The 16,415-nt window shown below is 66.7% G+C and carries 12 protein-coding genes; 8 read left to right on the forward strand and 4 right to left on the reverse strand.

Going from position 1 to position 16,415, the window contains the following annotated elements; translation table 11 throughout:
* Positions 1-184 precede the first annotated feature (184 nt).
* From B9Y64_RS10735 to B9Y64_RS10760, 6 genes are read left to right on the forward strand one after another with little or no spacing between them, the layout of a single operon-like run.
* Complete coding sequence (locus tag B9Y64_RS10735; RefSeq protein WP_005417626.1) at positions 185-1,789, forward strand: glucoamylase family protein; 1,605 nt, start codon at positions 185-187, stop codon at positions 1,787-1,789.
* 4 nt (positions 1,790-1,793) lie between these two features.
* The gene (locus B9Y64_RS10740) at positions 1,794-3,134 is read left to right on the forward strand and encodes a sugar ABC transporter substrate-binding protein (protein WP_100440638.1); all 1,341 of its coding nucleotides are present in this window, start codon (positions 1,794-1,796) and stop codon (positions 3,132-3,134) included.
* Positions 3,131-4,012: a carbohydrate ABC transporter permease gene (locus tag B9Y64_RS10745; protein WP_005410323.1), complete on the forward strand. Its 882-nt coding sequence runs from the start codon at positions 3,131-3,133 to the stop codon at positions 4,010-4,012. Before B9Y64_RS10740 ends, B9Y64_RS10745 begins: the two co-directional genes overlap by 4 nt.
* Positions 4,009-4,845, forward strand: a complete 837-nt coding sequence (locus tag B9Y64_RS10750) for a carbohydrate ABC transporter permease (RefSeq protein WP_100440639.1) — start codon at positions 4,009-4,011, stop codon at positions 4,843-4,845. The genes B9Y64_RS10745 and B9Y64_RS10750 overlap by 4 nt, the downstream gene beginning before the upstream one ends.
* The gene (locus tag B9Y64_RS10755; RefSeq protein WP_100440640.1) at positions 4,842-8,009 is read left to right on the forward strand and encodes a discoidin domain-containing protein; all 3,168 of its coding nucleotides are present in this window, start codon (positions 4,842-4,844) and stop codon (positions 8,007-8,009) included. Before B9Y64_RS10750 ends, B9Y64_RS10755 begins: the two co-directional genes overlap by 4 nt.
* A 2-nt stretch (positions 8,010-8,011) precedes the next feature.
* The gene (locus B9Y64_RS10760) at positions 8,012-8,896 is read left to right on the forward strand and encodes an endonuclease/exonuclease/phosphatase family protein (RefSeq protein WP_100440641.1); all 885 of its coding nucleotides are present in this window, start codon (positions 8,012-8,014) and stop codon (positions 8,894-8,896) included.
* A gap of 171 nt (positions 8,897-9,067) precedes the next feature.
* On the opposite strand, the gene rne is transcribed toward B9Y64_RS10760, so the two are convergent.
* Positions 9,068-12,352 carry a ribonuclease E gene (gene rne / locus B9Y64_RS10765; RefSeq protein WP_100440642.1) on the reverse strand — a complete coding sequence of 1,095 codons (3,285 nt, stop codon included), beginning with the start codon at positions 12,350-12,352 and terminating at the stop codon, positions 9,068-9,070.
* Positions 12,353-12,760: 408 nt separating this feature from the next.
* On the opposite strand from rne, the gene B9Y64_RS10770 reads away from it, so the two are divergent.
* Positions 12,761-13,735 (forward strand): RluA family pseudouridine synthase, encoded by a 975-nt coding sequence (locus tag B9Y64_RS10770; RefSeq protein WP_100440643.1) that lies wholly within the window; start codon positions 12,761-12,763, stop codon positions 13,733-13,735.
* Between the two features lie 310 nt (positions 13,736-14,045).
* On the opposite strand, the gene zupT is transcribed toward B9Y64_RS10770, so the two are convergent.
* The 3 genes from zupT to B9Y64_RS10785 all read right to left on the reverse strand — a co-directional run bounded on the left by zupT (position 14,046) and on the right by B9Y64_RS10785 (position 15,717).
* Positions 14,046-14,855: a zinc transporter ZupT gene (gene zupT / locus B9Y64_RS10775; RefSeq protein WP_014037815.1), complete on the reverse strand. Its 810-nt coding sequence runs from the start codon at positions 14,853-14,855 to the stop codon at positions 14,046-14,048.
* A gap of 98 nt (positions 14,856-14,953) precedes the next feature.
* Positions 14,954-15,370, reverse strand: coding sequence for an energy transducer TonB (locus B9Y64_RS10780; protein WP_100440644.1), 417 nt, complete (start codon positions 15,368-15,370; stop codon positions 14,954-14,956).
* Positions 15,367-15,717 carry a 4a-hydroxytetrahydrobiopterin dehydratase gene (locus B9Y64_RS10785; RefSeq protein WP_100440645.1) on the reverse strand — a complete coding sequence of 117 codons (351 nt, stop codon included), beginning with the start codon at positions 15,715-15,717 and terminating at the stop codon, positions 15,367-15,369. The genes B9Y64_RS10780 and B9Y64_RS10785 overlap by 4 nt, the downstream gene beginning before the upstream one ends.
* Positions 15,718-15,807: 90 nt before the next feature.
* Between B9Y64_RS10785 and B9Y64_RS10790 the strand changes: the two genes are divergently transcribed.
* A complete protein-coding gene (locus tag B9Y64_RS10790) occupies positions 15,808-16,407 on the forward strand; it encodes an NfuA family Fe-S biogenesis protein (RefSeq protein ID WP_014037813.1) in 600 nt (199 codons plus the stop codon).
* Positions 16,408-16,415: the final 8 nt, after the last annotated feature.

Raw genomic sequence — 16,415 nt, forward strand, 5'->3', positions numbered from 1 at the left:
GCAATGGCCGGCCCCGCGCCGGTCCATTGCCCACGCCGCTGCCGGGCAGGGGGCAGCGGCGTGGGCAATGATCGCGGTGTCAAACCACGTTTTTCGTGGTTTTTTAAGTACGCATCTTGTAAACGATTTCAGATCATTGGACGGTATGCTTTCCCATCGATCAGACCACCGGAGGAATCGCGCCATGCAGGCACGCCATCTGTTGTCCGCGGCAGCGTTGAGCCTGGCCGTCGCCGCCTGCCAGCCGGCCCAGCAGGAGCCTGCCAAGCCGCGCCCGCCGGTGATCCTGATCGAGGCCGATGCACCGCCGCGGCCGATGAAGCCCGAGCTGCCGCCGCTGTTCGATGACATCGAGCGCCGCACCTTCCAGTTCTTCTGGGACACCACCAACGAGATCAACGGGCTGACCCCGGACCGCTACCCGTCGCGGCCGTTCGCCAGCATCGCCTCGGTCGGCTTCGCGCTGACGGCGTACCCGATCGGCATCGAGAACGGCTGGGTCAGCCGCAACCAGGCAATCGACCGCACCCTGACCACCCTGAAATTCTTCCGCGACGTGCCGATGGGCCCGCAGCGTACCGGCAAAGCCGGTTACAAGGGCTTCTACTACCACTTCCTGGACATGCAGGAAGGCCGTCGCTACGACAGCTGGGTTGAGCTGTCCTCGGTGGATACCGCGCTGCTGATGATGGGCGTGCTGTTCGCGCAGTCGTACTACGACGGTGACGATCCGCGCGAAAAGGAAATCCGCCAGATCGCCGATACCTTGTACAAGAAGGTCGACTGGCCGTGGCTGCAGCAGCGTGCACCGCTGATCTCGATGGGCTGGTTCCCGGAGAGCGGCTTCATCGACCACGACTGGATGGGCTACAACGAGGCGATGATGGTCTACATCCTCGCCCTGGGCTCGCCCACGCACCCGGTCAGCCCGGACGCGTGGACGGTGTGGACGCGCACCTACGACAACGACTGGGGGGTCTACCAGGGCCAGGAATACCTGTCCTTCGGCCCGCTGTTCGGCCACCAGTACAGCCACGTCTGGATCGACTTCCGCGACATCCAGGACGCCTACATGCGCGAGCGTGGCAGCACCTATTTCCTCAACAGCCGCTCGGCCGCGCTGGCCCAGCGCGAATACGCCATCGCCAACCCGATGCAGTGGAAGGACTATGGCGAGAACGTCTGGGGCCTGACCGCCAGCGATGGCCCGCAGAACACCACGCAGGAGTACCGCGGCGAGCAGCGCCAGTTCCGCCACTACTCCTCGCGCGGCGCTGGCCTGCGCGAGAACTTCGATGACGGCACCATCGCCCCGACCGCGGCGATCGCATCGGTGGTGTTCGCACCCGAGCAGGTGATCCCGGCCACGCTGGAAATGCACAAGCGCTACGGCGACTACATCTATTCCAGCTACGGCTTCCTGGATTCGTTCAACCCCAGCTTCAACTACGACATCCCGATCAAGACCGGCCGCCTGGTGCCGGATCGCGGCTGGGTCGCCAGCGACTACATCGCCATCGACCAGGGGCCGATCCTGACCATGATCGCCAACTACCGCAATGACTTCGTATGGGAAGTGATGAAGAAGAACCCGTACATCCGCAAGGGCCTGGAGCGGGCCGGCTTCAGCGGTGGCTGGCTGGCGCCGGAAGGGTCGTTCCAGCCGCTGGAACTGCAGAAGGACGAAAAGGCCGCGGCTGCACGCGCGGTGGGTATCGCCGAATCACGCGCGGCCGCCGCGCAGGAACAGAAGAACAATGCCAACCGCACCACAGGCCAGGGCAAGTAACCTGATGCCGAACTGGATCGACCGCCTGCGCCGCTGGGCGCTGCCTGCCCTGGCCGCACTGGCCGTGGCCGGCTGCGCCCGCACCGAGCCGGGCACCACCACCGTGCGCTTCTGGGCGATGGGCCGCGAAGCAGAGGTGGTCAGCGAGCTGATCCACGAGTTCGAGGCCGAAAACCCCGGCATCAAGGTGGATGTGCAGAACATCCCGTGGACCGCCGCGCACGAGAAGCTGCTGACCGCGTTCGCCGCCGATGGCCTGCCGGACGTGTGCCAGCTCGGCAATACCTGGGTGCCGGAGTTCGCCGAACTCGACGCGCTGACGCCGCTGCAGACTTTCGTTGATCATTCTGCCGTGGTCGATCAGAAAGACTATTTCCAGGGTATCTGGGATACCAACGTGATCCATGGCGAGCTGGTCGGCGTGCCGTGGTACGTCGATACGCGCCTGATCTACTACCGCAAGGACCTCCTGGCCAAGGCCGGCTATGACCACCCGCCGCGTACCTGGCAGGAGTGGGACGAGCAGATGGCGGCGATCAAGCGCATGCAGGGTCCGAACCGCTACGCGGTACTGATGCCGATCAACGAATTCGAGCAGCAGCTGTCGCTGGCACTGCAGCAGCCCGACCCGCTGCTGCGCGACGACGATACCCGCGGCAATTTCTCCAGCCCGGGGTTCCGCCGCACGCTGGCCTTCTACGCCAACATGTTCGAGCAGGGCTGGGCGCCGAAGATGTCCGAGACGCAGATTTCCAACGTCTGGGATGAATTCTTCCGCGGCTTCAACGTGTTCTACATCTCCGGCCCCTGGAACATCCGCGAGTTCAAGAAGCTGCAGCCGAAGGAACTGGAAGGGCAGTGGGGCACCGCCGCGCTGCCGGGGCCGGACGGTCCGGGCGCGGGCATCGCCGGCGGCACCAGCCTGGTGATCTTCCGCAAGTCGCAGCAGAAGGAAGCTTCCTGGAAGCTGATCGAATTCCTGTCGCGCCCGGAAATCCAGGCACGCTTCCACTCGATCATCGGCGACCTGCCGCCGCGCCGCAGTGCCTGGAACGCGCCATCGCTGGCCAACGATCCATTGGCGGCCGCGTTCCGCGACCAGCTGGAGCGGGTCAAGCCGACGCCGAAGGTGCTCGAATGGGAGCGCATCGTGCAGGAAATGCGCATCGTCACCGAGAAGGTGGTGCGCGGTGGCCTGCCGCAGGACAAGGCCGTGGCCGAACTGGACCAGCGCGTGGACAAGGTGCTGGCCAAGCGCCGCTGGATGCATGAACAACAACGCCTGCAGAAGCGCGCGCCGTCGCCGCAATCGAGCAGCGCCGTGGCCGCCGGGAGCGCGCAATGAAACGTACTTCGCTGGCCGGCTGGATCTTCGCCGGCCCATCGCTGATCGTGCTGGGCGTATTCTTCGGCCTGCCGGTTGCCTCGGCGCTCGCGCTGAGCGTGACCGACTTCGACCTCTATGCGCTGGCCGACAGCAGCAACCTGCGCTTCGTCGGCCTGGGCAACTACATCGACCTGCTGCAGACGCCGATGTTCTGGAAGTCGCTGTGGAACACCACCTACTTCGTGCTGATCGGCGTGCCGTTGTCGATCGGCGTGTCGCTGGGCGCGGCAATGCTGCTCAATGCGCCGGCCGCGCGCTTCAAGGCCCTGTTCCGCACGGCACTGTTCGCGCCGGTGGTGACTACGCTGGTGGCGGTGGCCGTGATCTGGCGCTACCTGTTCCATACCAGCTACGGCCTGGTGAACTACGGCCTGGGCCATCTGGGCATCAGTCCGATCGACTGGCTGGGTGATCCCAACTGGGCGATGCCGACCATCATGCTGTTCGCGGTATGGAAGAACTTCGGCTACAACATGGTGATCTTCCTGGCCGGCCTGCAGGCGATCCCGCATGACCTGTACGAAGCGGCGCGCATCGATGGCGCCTCGCGCTGGAAGCAGTTCCTGCACATCACCCTGCCGATGCTCGGCCCGGTGCTGCTGGTGGTCGGGGTGATCACCGTGTCCGGCTACTTCCAGCTGTTCGCCGAGCCGTATGTCATGACCCGCGGCGATCCACTGCAGAGCACCGTCAGCGTGCTGTATTTCATGTTCGAGGAAGGCTTCAAGTGGTGGAACCTGGGGCGCGCCTCCGCGGTGGCGTTCCTGCTGTTCCTGATCATCCTGGCGGTGACCACCGTGATGCTGCGTTTCGGCCGCAAGAGGCAGTTGGTATGAGTCGTGAAATCGGCCAGTCGCGCTGGTACCCGTGGATGATCAATGGTGCGTTGCTGGTGCTGGCCCTGGTCAGCCTGGCACCGCTGCTGTGGATGCTCTCGGTCTCGTTCATGCCGCAGGGCGAGGCCAGTCATTTCCCGCCGCCGCTGCTGCCTTCGAGCATCACCACGCACAACTACCACGAGCTGTTCGCGCGCACCGGCATGGGCGGCAACTTCGCCAACAGCCTGCTGGTGTCGCTGGGCATCACGCTGGGTTCGCTGCTGCTCAACACCATGGCCGGCTATGCGTTCGCCAAGCTCAACTTCGTCGGCCGCGATCGCCTGTTCCAGGTGCTGATGGCAGCGCTGGTGATTCCGGCGCAGGTGGCGATGCTGCCGCTGTTCCTGCTGATGAAGCAGCTGGGGCTGGTCAACAGCTTCGGCGGCGTGATCGTGCCGGCGCTGGCCAGCGTGTTCGGCATCTTCCTGGTGCGGCAGTACGCGCGTTCGATCCCGGACGAACTGCTTGAAGCAGCGCGCATCGACGGGGCAGGGGAGCTGCGCATCTTTTTCCAGATCGTGCTGCCGATGCTCAAGCCGGTGCTGGTGACCCTCGCGATCTTCACCTTCATGGGCGCATGGAACGATTTCATGTGGCCGTTGATCGTGCTGACCGACCAGGAGCACTACACTTTGCCGGTGGCGCTGGCCACCCTCTCGCGCGAGCACATCATGGACGTGGAAATGATGATGGCTGGCGCGGTGGTCACCGTGGTTCCGGTGCTGGCGCTGTTCCTGGTGCTGCAGCGGTACTACATCCAAGGTCTGTTGCTGGGGAGCGTCAAAGGATGAAGCGAGTGATCGCCGTTGGACTGGGCCTGTTGTGGACTTCCCTGGCGATCGCCGCACCACCGGCACTGCCGGCGCCGAAGGTGCTGGACGACTTCGACGACATCGGTGCCTGGACGCTGGTGCTGTCCGACCAGGTCAGCGGTTCGCTGCGGCCGGTCAGCGGCGCCGGTGGCGGCCGCGCGCTGTGCCTGGACTACGATTTCCACAAGGTGTCGGGTTACGTCGGCATCCGCCGTGCGCTGAACATCGAATATCCGGCCAACTACCGCTTCGGCTTCCAGCTGCGCGGTGATTCCCCGGGCAACGACCTGCAGTTCAAGCTGATCGATGCCAGCGGCGACAACGTCTGGTGGGTCAATCGCCCGGGCTACAGCTTCCCCAAGGCGTGGACGCCGGTCGAGTACCGTCGTCGCCAGATCGACAAGGCGTGGGGGCCTTCGCCCGAGAAGGAGATGGCACGCAGCGCCGCGGTCGAGTTCACGATCTACAGCAAGGTCGGTGGCCGGGGCACGGTGTGCTTCGACAAACTGACCCTGCAGGGCCTGCCGCCGCAGGATGATTCGGCGCTGGTGCCATCGGTGATCGCCGATACCGCCACCGCGCTGCAGGACCGCATGATCGATGGCAAGGGCGACACCTTCTGGATCAGTGGCGGGGTCAAGCAGCAGACCATCAGCCTGGACCTGCACAAGAGCCGCGAGATCGGCGGTGCGGTGATCGACTGGCTGCCGAACCTGGAAGCCAGCCGTTACACCGTGCGGACGTCCGAGGATGGCCGGGACTGGCGCACTGTGCGCGAGGTGACCGGCGGTGCGGGAGGCCGCGACTGGCTGGCGTTGCCGGATACCGACGCGCGCTACGTGCGCTTCGATCTGCAGGATGGCCCGAACTGGCGCTATGGCATCCGTGACATCACGCTCAAGCCGCTGGCCTTCGCGGCCACACCGAACGCGTTCCTGTCCTCGGTGGCTGCCGATCTGCCGCGCGGCTCGCTGCCGCGTGCCTATGTGGGCGAACAGCCGTACTGGACCCTGCTCGGCCTCGATGGTGGCCAGGAACAGGCACTGATCAGCGAAGACGGTGCGCTGGAACCGGCCAAGGGCAGCTTCAGCATCGAGCCGTTCATCCGCCTTGACGGCAAGCTGCTGGACTGGTCGAAGGTGGCCATCACCCAGTCGCTGCAGGATCACTACCTGCCGATCGCCAATGTCGACTGGGTGCACGAGAAGGCCGGCCTGGCGGTGACCAGCTTCGTGCAGGGCACGCCGGAGCGCGCGCAGTTGATCGGCCGCTACCGGCTGAGCAATCCAGACAAGGTGGCGCACGAATACACCCTGGCGCTGGCGATCCGCCCGTGGCAGGTCAACCCGCCGACCCAGTTCCTCAACACCGTTGGCGGCTTCAGCCGCATCGAAGCGCTGGATGTCGGCGAACAGCTGGTGCGCATCAACGGCGAGCCGCGCATCTATCCGCTGCAGGTGCCGGATGCCCGTTTCGCCAGCACGTTCGATGGCAAGCTCGACGCGATGCACCTGGCCTCCGGAAAATATCCGGCCAGCACGGCGGTGAAGGACAGCACCGGCATGGCTTCCGGTGCGCTGCTGTACACGATCAAGCTGGAACCCGGCCAGAGCCGCGAAGTGGCGGTGGTGCTGCCGCAGACCGGAGGCTGGGCGCCGCAGGCGCTGGATGTGGCCAAGGCGCAGGCACAGGTGGCAGAGCAGTGGCGGCAGAAGCTGGGCGTGGTCTCGTTGAAGGTGCCGGCTGCGGGCCAGGCGCTGGTCGATACCCTGCGCACCGCCGTGGCGCACATGCTGATCTCGCGGGTTGGCCCGCGCCTGCAGCCGGGCACGCGCTCGTACGCGCGCAGCTGGATCCGCGATGGCGCGATGATTTCCGAGGGCCTGCTGCGCATGGGGCGCAGTGATGCGGTGCGTGATTACATCAACTGGTATGCGCCCTACCAGTTCGAGAACGGCAAGGTGCCGTGCTGTGTCGATGCACGCGGCAGCGATCCGGTGCCGGAGAACGACAGCCATGGCGAGCTGATCTACAGCGTTGCCGAATATGGGCGCTATACCGGTGACAGCACCTTCGCTGAACTGATGTGGCCGCATGTGCAGGGCGCCTACAGCTACATGGAGCAGCTGCGCGCCAGCGAGCGCACCGACGAGAATCGTGCACGCAATCCGGCGTTCTACGGGATGATGCCGGCCTCGATCAGCCACGAAGGCTATTCGGCCAAGCCGATGCATTCGTACTGGGACAATTTCTGGGCATTGCGTGGCTACAAGGATGCGGCATCGCTGGCCGCCCAGCTGGGCAAGGTCGAAGCGATGCAGATCGCCGAATCGCGTGACCAGTTCCGTGATGACCTGCAGGCCTCGCTGCTGTCGGCGATGCAGCAGCACAACATCGATTACCTGCCGGGCTCGGCCGAGCTGGGCGATTTCGATGCGACCTCGACCACCATCGCGCTGGCCCCGGGGGGTGAACAGGGCCGCCTTCCGCAGCAGGCACTCGATGCCACCTTTGAACGCTACTGGAAGGAGTTCGTGGCCCGTCGGGATGGCAAGCGCGAGTGGAAGGACTACACGCCCTACGAGTGGCGCAATGTCGCCGCCTTCGTCCGCCTGGGCTGGCGCGATCGCGCCTGGCAGGCGACCGAGTTCTTCTTCAAGGATCGTGCGCCGCAGGCCTGGAACCAGTGGGCCGAAGTGGTCTCGCGCACGCCACGCAAGCCGTTCTTCGTCGGTGACCTGCCGCATGCCTGGGTAGCCTCGGACTTCGTGCGCTCGGCGCTGGACATGTTCGCCTACAGCCGCGACATGGACGATGCGCTGGTGCTGGCCGCCGGCATTCCGACGGCCTGGCTGCAGGGCGAGGGCATCGCCGTTCAGGGCCTGCGCACGCCGCAGGGCCAGCTCAACTACCGCCTGCAGCGCAGCGACAAGCAGCTGGTGCTGGAGGTGCAGCCGGGCCTGGTACCGCCGGTCGGTGGCGTGGTGCTGCCCTGGCCATACGCCGGTGATCCGGGCGAGGCGACCATCAACGGCGAAGCGGCCGAGTGGATCAACAGGGAACTGCACGTGCACCAGCTGCCGGCGCGGGTCGAGATCGATGTACCGGGCGCGGTGCGCCGCGCCGAGCGCAAGGGGCAGTAACGATGAAGCAGCAGGGGGCAAGGGTGCGCACGACCGTGCGTGCCCTGGGGTTGGCCATTGCATTGGCATTGCCGGGCGCCGTGATGGCGGCCGGGCCAGCCGCCGCGGCAGCGGCTGACGCCGTCAGCGCGCCAGGCATGAGCATGGTGACCTTCAACCTGCATCACGACCGCGAGGACTGGCCGAACCGCCGCCGCACCATCCTGGCCGAACTCAAGCGCCTGCAGCCCGATGCCATCGCGCTGCAGGAGGTGATCCAGCGCCGCAACGTGCGCAACCAGGCGCAGTGGCTGGCCAGCCAGCTTGGCTACAGGTACATCTTCGTCTCCACCGATCCGGTGGGCGCGCCGAAGCGTTACGGCAATGCACTGCTGAGCCGGCGCCCGATCCTCGCCCAGGGTGAGCACCTGCTGCAGCCGCTGGACGACTACCGGACCGTCGCCCATCTGCGCATCGATATGGACGGCAAGGCCGTCAACGTCTATGCGACCCATCTGAACGAGCGCAACGACGAGAGCGGGCAGCACATCCGCCGCGTCCAGGTCGAGGACCTGCTGCGCTTCATCGCCAGCACCTCGGCCGGTGCACCGGTCGTGATTGCCGGCGACTTCAACGCACTGGTGGATGCCGGCGACCTGAGCGAGCTGCGCAGTCACTATGGCGACAGCTACGGCAGCGTGCACGTCAACACCGACCTGGCCGGGGTCAGTACGTTGAACCGGCACTACTACCAGGCGCCCTCGCGGATCGACCACATCTTCTTCCAGCAGGACGAGATGGTCGCGCGTGAGGCCAGGCTCCTGTTCGACCAGCCCGATGACAGCGGTCGGTGGGCCTCGGACCACTATGGGGTGTGGACCCGGTTGCAGTTCGCGCCGGCGCGCTGATGTCCTGGTAGGTGCCAACCTTGGTTGGCACGGACGTGTCCGCGTCCGCTCCAACAACGGTGCCAACCAAGGTTGGCCTCTACCAGAGCGTTGCACGCACCCGGCGCACAAACAGAAACGGCGGGGATCATCGATCCCCGCCGTTTCGTTTTCTACCCGATCAAGGCGCGATCAGTTCGCCGGCGGCGTGCGCTTGGCGGCTTCTTCGTCTTCCTCATCGGCCTTGGCTTCGGCTGCCTGGGCCGCTGCGTCGGCATGGCCATCGGCGACCGGATCGATCGACGGCGTCACCACCGCATCGGCGACCGGGGCCGCCGCTTCCACCGGTGCGGCTTCAACCGCCACCGGAGCGACCGGCTGTTCGGCGACCGGCGCGGTCTCGACGACCGGCTTGGCTTCAACCGCGGGAGCGGCCTCCACCACCGGGGCGGCCTCGACGGCCTGCGGCTGGGCTTCAACCACCGGGGCCGCTGCAACAACCACCGGCTTCGATTCCACGACCGGAGCAGCCTCGACGACGACCGGCTGCGCTTCGGCCACCGGAGTGGCTTCAACGGCCGGGGCGACTTCAACCACGACCGCCTTCGCTTCGACCACCGGGGCCGCAGCCACCACCGGCTGGGCCGGGGTCGCAGCGTCGATGGCGTCGAGCATGCTGGTCTGTACCGGCGAAGACGCCGGTTCGGCCTTGGCCACGATTCCGGTCGGTGCCTGTACCTCGGCAACGACCGGCGCAGCGGCTTCGATCACAGCGCTGCTCACCACCGCGACCGGCGCGGCGACAACAGCGGCGGCGGCGCGGACCGGCTTCTCGGCTTCGGCAGCGGTCGGTTCGGCTTCGTCATCGAAATCGAATTCCGGCTGCGAACGGGGCGGCTGTGCAGCGGCGACCGGAGCGACCCCGGCAGCGCTGTTGCTGCCCGGCTCGGCGACATCAGCAACATCGGTGTCATCACTGTCGTCCGCGTCGTCCTGGTCATCGCCCAGGCCATCGCTGCCGGCAGCGTTCTCGGCGCCACCACGACGACGGCGACGGCCACCGCGACGGCCACGGCGGCGGCGGGTCGCGCCTTCACCGGCCTGATCGCCGTTGGCGTCGACGGTTGCCTCTTCGCCGGCCACGGCAATCCCTTCGGCCTCGCTGCCAGTGGTGGCAGCGGTGTCGAGCGGTGCAGCGGCTTCGGCCGGAGCGGACGCGGCCGGTGCAACCGGAGCCACCGGCGCAGCAGCTTCCTGAGCGGTCACCACGTTGGCAGCGACGGCCGTAGCGGCCACGGCTGCAGCCGCGGTCACGGCCTCGGCCGGTGCCTCGGCGGCGCTGCGCTGCGGCTTCTCGGCCGGCTTGTCAGCGTCCTGCTGCTGGCGCGGCTGCTTGGGCTGCTTCAGCTTCGGCTGCTGCTGGTTCTGGTTCTGGCCCTGCTGCTCGTTGCGCGGCTTGTTCTGCTGCTGCGGCTGCTGCTGGCCATCCTTCTGCTGCGGCTCTTTCTGCTTGCCCTGCTGCGGCTGCTGCTGGGCATTGCCGTTGTTGCCGTTGCGGCCGTCCTTGCGCTGCTCACCGCGGTCCTTGCGGTTGCCGCCGTCCTTCTGCTGCTGCGCGTTGCCGTTGCCGCCGTTGCCACGATTGTCGTCGCGACGGTCCTTGCGGTCCTTGTTGCGATCCTTGTTGCGGTCCTTGCGGCCACCGTCCTGCTGCTGGCGCGCAGCCGGCGCGGCCGGCGCCGGAGCCGGTGCCGGCTCGCCACCGAACACGCGCTTGAGCCAACCGATCACGCCGCCACCCGGAGCAGGCGCCACCGGCGCAGCCACGACCGGAGCCGGAGCGGCTGCGGCCGGCTCTGCTTCCTCGCGCACCGGGGCGGGGGAGGTGTGCTTGACCTGGGTCACCGCCGGCGGCGGGATGTTCAGCTGGCCCTTGGTCAGGGCGTGCACCGGCAGCTTGCGCGGGGTGCCGCGCTGGTAGCTGGGCTTGTTGCTCTCTTCACCCAGCTCGTTCTCACGCAGGCGGGTGACGGTGTAGTGCGGGGTGTGCAGCTGCTCGTCGGCGACGATCACGATCGGCGCCTCGTGGCGCTGCTCGATCTCGCGCAGGGCGCTGCGCTTCTCGTTCAGCAGGTAATTGGCGATCTCCACCGGCGCCTGCACCAGCACCTGCCCGGTGTTCTCCTTCATCGCATGCTCTTCGGCAACGCGGATGATCGACAGCGACAGCGACTCGACGCTGCGCATGCGGCCGTGGCCGTCGCAACGCGGGCAGACGATCTGGCTGGATTCACCCAGGCTCGGGCGCAGGCGCTGGCGGCTCATTTCCAGCAGGCCGAAGCGCGAGATGCGGCCGACCTGGACGCGGGCGCGGTCGTACTTCAGCGCATTGGCCAGGCGGTTCTCGACCTCGCGCTGGTGCTTGTTGGAGGCCATGTCGATGAAGTCGATCACCACCAGGCCGCCCAGGTCGCGCAGGCGCAGCTGGCGGGCCACTTCCTCGGCCGCTTCCAGGTTGGTCTGGAACGCGGTGTCCTCGATGTCGCTGCCCTTGGTGGCGCGCGAGGAGTTCACGTCGACGGCGGTCAGTGCTTCGGTCTGGTCGACCACGATCGAGCCGCCCGACGGCAGGCGCACGTTGCGCTCGTAGGCGCCTTCGATCTGCGACTCGATCTGGAAGCGGTTGAACAGCGGGATGTCGTCCTTGTAGTGCTTGAGCTTGCGCAGGGTCTGCGGCATCACCTGCTGCATGAATTCGCGGGCGTGCTCGTACATCTCCTCGGTGTCCACCAGGATCTCGCCGATGTCGGCGCGCAGGTAGTCACGCAGGGCGCGCACGATCAGGCGCGATTCCTGGTAGATCAGGAACGGGGCCGGCTTGCTCAGCGCGGCTTCGGCGATGGCGCGCCAGACGTTGAGCAGGTAGTCCAGATCCCACTGCAGCTCTTCCGCATCGCGGCCGACGCCGGCGGTACGGATGATCACGCCCATGTCGTCGGGAATGTTCAGCTTGTCCAGGGCGTCCTTCAGTGCGGCCCGGTCTTCACCCTCGATGCGACGCGAGACGCCGCCGGCGCTGGGCGAGTTCGGCATCAGCACCATGTAGCGGCCGGCCAGCGAGATGAACGTGGTCAGGGCGGCGCCCTTGTTGCCACGCTCTTCCTTGTCGACCTGGACGACGATCTCCTGGCCTTCCTTCAGCAGCTCGCGGATGCCGGCCTTGTTGTGGTCGACACCGGCCTGGAAGTAGTCGCGGGAGATTTCCTTCAGCGGCAGGAAGCCGTGGCGGCCACCGCCGTATTCGACGAAGGCGGCTTCCAGCGAGGGCTCGATGCGGAAGATCCGGCCCTTGTAGATGTTGGACTTCTTCTGTTCCTTCGACGGCTGTTCGATGTCGATGTCATACAACGACTGGCCATCCACGATGGCAACACGCAGCTCTTCAGCCTGCGTGGCGTTGATCAGCATTCGCTTCATTGTTGCGTTCCTCGCAAGCGGCTACCGCGCGGAACGCCATGGGGTTTCGCCTCTGGACACGGCTCGCCGCCCATTCGCGCAAGCGCGGGGAGGGCGGCTTGGGTTTCCAGCGCTACGACACCACGGCAGGCCGCGGGAGCGCTTCACTCTTATGGGTTTTGGGGTGTTGCAGGGCCGCAGGCAGCTGTCAGCCAGGCTGGAGCGCCACGCGGGACATGTTCAGCACGGTTGCGTGTCAGGCATCCGGCGATGGCCGGGAAGGCCGGTGAGCCGCTAACATGGCCGCCCCGCGGGCGGTGGTCGCGCACTGTGCCGGATTCGTCGGAAGCTGGGCTTCTGGCCCTGAGTAACTTCCAACGAAATCAATCCCTTATCTCGCCCCCCGAGTGTAACAGAATAAACAGCCTGATGACTGCCCAAGACCCCACCAAGCCCGCTGGCGACAAGCCTTCCGTGCGCATGATCACCGTTCCGGCCGACCGCGCCGGCCAGCGCCTGGACAACTTCCTGCTCGGCCAGCTGAAGGGCGCCCCGCGCAGCCTGGTCTACAAGCTGGTGCGCAGCGGCCAGGTACGGGTGAACGGCGGCCGCGCCAAGGCCGAACGCAAGCTGGAGGCGGGCGATGAGGTGCGTGTGCCGCCGGTTCGTCTCAGTGAGGAAGGAGACAAGGCCGGTCCGCCGGAGGCGTTCATGCGCCGCCTGGAGCAGGCCATCGTCTTCGAGGACGCCCGCCTGCTGGCCCTGAACAAGCCCTCCGGGGTGGCCAGCCATGGTGGCAGCGGTATCAGCTTCGGCGCCATCGAGACCCTGCGCGCCCTGCGCCCGGGGCAGACCCTGGAGCTGGTTCATCGGCTGGATCGCGACACCTCGGGCCTGCTGATCGTGGCCAAGAAGCGCTCGGCGCTGAGCGAGCTGCAGGCGCTGTTGCGGGAAGACCACGGTGCCGGCATCCGCAAGCGCTACCTGACCCTGCTGGCCGGGCGCATGCCCGACGGGGTAATGACGGTCGATGCGCCGCTGCACGTGGGCCTGCGCCAGGGTGGCGAGCGCCATGTGCAGGTCAATGCGATCGGCAAGGAATCGATCAGCCACTTCCGGGTGCTGGAGCGCCGCGGCGGCCATTCGTATTGCGAGGTGCGCATCGAGACCGGCCGTACCCACCAGATCCGTGTGCATGCCCAGCATCTGGGGCACCCGGTGGCCGGTGACGACAAATACGGCGATCCGGCGGTCAACAAGCGGCTTCGTGAGCAGATCGGGCTGAAGCGCTTGTTCCTGCATGCGGCCTCGCTGGAGTTCGCGCTGGACGCGGGCAAGAGCCCGTACGTGCTGAACGCGCCGCTGGCTGATGAGCTGGTCGAGGCGCTGGATCGGCTGCGCTGAGGGCGGTTCGGCGGCGCCGGGTGCTTGGTCGGTGCCGTCGCTTCCCTGCGATGAGTGGGCTTGTCACTTTCTTTGCTCATGCAAAGAAAGTAACCAAAGAAACACGCCGCCATCCGCGAGCCGGCGCTGCGCTCCTCGGTCCGCCGAGGGGCGGCGCGGAACTCGCTGCGCTCAGACACCCGCGCCTCTTCGCCCTCGCCGGACCTGCGGTGCTCGGCTCGCTACAAGGCGGACCCACCCGCCGTCACGCCCGGCGTGCCCTGCCAAGGGGTAGATCCACGCCATGCGTGGATGTGCCTTGCGGAGCCCCTCACCATTTGAACAGCACCAGGCTGATCGCCAGCGTGCCCATGCCCGCCACCAGGCCATACACCGTCTCGTGGCCCTTGGCGTAGCGCTTGGCCGCCGGCAACAGTTCGTCCAGTGCCAGGAACACCATCACGCCGGCGATCAGCCCGAACACCCAGCCGAAGGTGGCGTGCGACAGTGATCCGGACAGCAGCCAGTAGCCGAGCGCCGCGCCCACCGGCTCGGCCAGGCCCGACAACAGGCTGGCGCTGAACGCATAGAACTTGTTCTGGGTGGCGAAGTACACCGGCACCGCGATCGCGATGCCCTCGGGGATGTTGTGGATGGCGATGGCGAAGGCCAGCGGCATGCCCACCGATGGGCTTTCCAGCGTCGCGAAGAACGTTGCCAGGCCCTCGGGGAAATTGTGCGCGGTGATCGCGATCGAGGTCAGCAGGGCGACACGCTTCAGGTACTCGCGGCTGTTCTCGCGGAATGCGGGGTCCTGCTTGTCCAGGCTGTCATGCGGGTTGGGGATGAAGTGGTCGATCAGCACGATGACGATCACGCCCAGCAGGAAGGCCAGGGTGCCGTAGGTGAAGCCGGTGCGCTCGCCGTAGGCCAGTGCGAACGAAGCAATGGACTTGTTGAGGATCTCCGACAGCGATACGTAGACCATCGCGCCGCCCGCAAAGGCCAGGCCGAAGGCCAGCAGGCGCGGGTTGGGGCGGCGCGAGAACAGCACCAGCAGGCTGCCGATCGCGGTAGCGAGGCCGGCCGCGAGGGTGACCGCCAGCGCGATCCAGATGTTTTCGGGGGGGATCTGCAGCATGTGCCGACGCGGTCCTGGTCAACAGACAACCGCCCCGGACACGGCCGGGGCGGCGAGGGCGAGGCGGGCGTCGGCTGGCCTCGTCGGGGTACGGGCGATCAGCCGCCGCGACGCAGGCGTTCTTCGATGGCGAAGCACTGGTCGGGCTTCGGCTGCGGCGGGTTGAAGCTGACCGGCACCTGGATGGTGGCTGGCACCGGCTGGCCGTTGCGGGTGGCGGCATTGAACTGCCAGCCCTGCACGGCGGTCCTGGCCAGCTCGTCCAGCTGCGGGTTGCCGGCGCCGGTAAGCAGTGCAACCTCGCTCGGCTTGCCGTCGGTGCCGATGGTCACCTTGAAGGTGCTGGTGCCACCCACGCTCATGCAGGCCAGTTCAAGCGGGTACTGCGGCGGCGGCGTCTTCACCGCTGCGACCTCGGTCGGCGGCGGCGGTGGCGGGGCGGGCGGTTCGGACGAGCCACAGCCGGCCAGGCCGGTCGCAGCGATCAGGGACAGGCTCAGCAAACGTACGTTCATGGCAGTTGCTCCGTCAGGGCCGAAGTCTTTGCCGCGCAGATGAAGTCGTTCTCGCTCAGGCCACCCACGTCGTGGGTGGAGAAGCGCACGACCGCGCGGTCGTAGTGCACGCCCAGGTCCGGATGGTGATCCTCGCGGTGGGCAATCCAGGCCAGCGCGTTCACGAAGGCCATGGTGGCGTAGTAATCCTTGAAGCGGAAGGTGCGCAACAGGGCCTGGCCGCCTTCGCTCAGCTCCCAGCCGGGAATCTGCGGCAGCAGTTCAGCCAGGCGGGCTTCGCCGAGCTTGTGGTCGCTGCCTTTGCGCGGCACGCAACGGGCCTGGGCCAATGGAATCAGGTCGGCCATGGGAATCTCCACCTCGTGTTGACTGAACAATGCGCCGGACGGTGTATAAATCGAATGAGCGGCTGACGCTTACTTGGCTAGAATAGCCTGATGATCCAGATCTCCGACACTGCCCAGACCCATTTCCGCAAGTTGATCGAACGCGAGGGCGTGCCCGGCATGGGCGTGCGCCTGAGCGCGGTCGACCCCGGTACTCCGCGCGCCGATGCCCGGCTGGAATTCGCCGAGCCGACCGACCTGCTTGGTGACGAGTGGGCGGTGGACTGCGATGGATTCACCCTTTATGTCGATGCCGGCAGCGTTGGCTGGCTCGATGGCGCCGAGATCGACATTGTCGCCGGCACCGCCGGTGCCCAGCAGCTGACCATCAAGGCGCCGCGCATCAAGGGTGAGGCACCCGGTGATGCCGCCTCGCTGGTCGAGCGCGTGCACTGGGTGGTGGAGAACGAAGTCAATCCTCAGCTGGCCTCGCATGGCGGCAAGGTGGCCGTGCAGGAAGTTTCGTCCGACGGCGTGGTGCTGTTGCGCTTCGGGGGCGGCTGCCAGGGCTGCGGCATGGCTGACGTGACGCTCAAGCAGGGCATCGAAAAGACCCTGATGGGACGCGTGCCGGGCGTGACCGCCGTGCGCGACGCGACCGATCACGACAGCGGCCACGCACCGTATATTCCGCGCGGCAACGTCGCCTGATCGCCGAC

Origin of the sequence: Stenotrophomonas maltophilia, from assembly GCF_002799245.1 — a bacterium.
Classification (GTDB): Bacteria; Pseudomonadota; Gammaproteobacteria; order Xanthomonadales; family Xanthomonadaceae; genus Stenotrophomonas; species Stenotrophomonas maltophilia_S.

Excerpts from the sequence above, each read along its gene's own strand:
- B9Y64_RS10770 (WP_100440643.1), top strand. The coding sequence starts at position 12,761 with ATGACTGCCCAAGACCCCACCAAGCCCGCTGGCGACAAGCCTTCCGTG.
- B9Y64_RS10755 (WP_100440640.1), top strand. The coding sequence starts at position 4,842 with ATGAAGCGAGTGATCGCCGTTGGACTGGGCCTGTTGTGGACTTCCCTG.
- B9Y64_RS10735 (WP_005417626.1), top strand. The coding sequence starts at position 185 with ATGCAGGCACGCCATCTGTTGTCCGCGGCAGCGTTGAGCCTGGCCGTC.
- rne (WP_100440642.1), bottom strand. The coding sequence starts at position 12,352 with ATGAAGCGAATGCTGATCAACGCCACGCAGGCTGAAGAGCTGCGTGTT.
- B9Y64_RS10780 (WP_100440644.1), bottom strand. The coding sequence starts at position 15,370 with ATGAACGTACGTTTGCTGAGCCTGTCCCTGATCGCTGCGACCGGCCTG.
- B9Y64_RS10760 (WP_100440641.1), top strand. The coding sequence starts at position 8,012 with ATGAAGCAGCAGGGGGCAAGGGTGCGCACGACCGTGCGTGCCCTGGGG.
- zupT (WP_014037815.1), bottom strand. The coding sequence starts at position 14,855 with ATGCTGCAGATCCCCCCCGAAAACATCTGGATCGCGCTGGCGGTCACC.
- B9Y64_RS10740 (WP_100440638.1), top strand. The coding sequence starts at position 1,794 with ATGCCGAACTGGATCGACCGCCTGCGCCGCTGGGCGCTGCCTGCCCTG.
- B9Y64_RS10745 (WP_005410323.1), top strand. The coding sequence starts at position 3,131 with ATGAAACGTACTTCGCTGGCCGGCTGGATCTTCGCCGGCCCATCGCTG.
- B9Y64_RS10750 (WP_100440639.1), top strand. The coding sequence starts at position 4,009 with ATGAGTCGTGAAATCGGCCAGTCGCGCTGGTACCCGTGGATGATCAAT.
- B9Y64_RS10790 (WP_014037813.1), top strand. The coding sequence starts at position 15,808 with ATGATCCAGATCTCCGACACTGCCCAGACCCATTTCCGCAAGTTGATC.
- B9Y64_RS10785 (WP_100440645.1), bottom strand. The coding sequence starts at position 15,717 with ATGGCCGACCTGATTCCATTGGCCCAGGCCCGTTGCGTGCCGCGCAAA.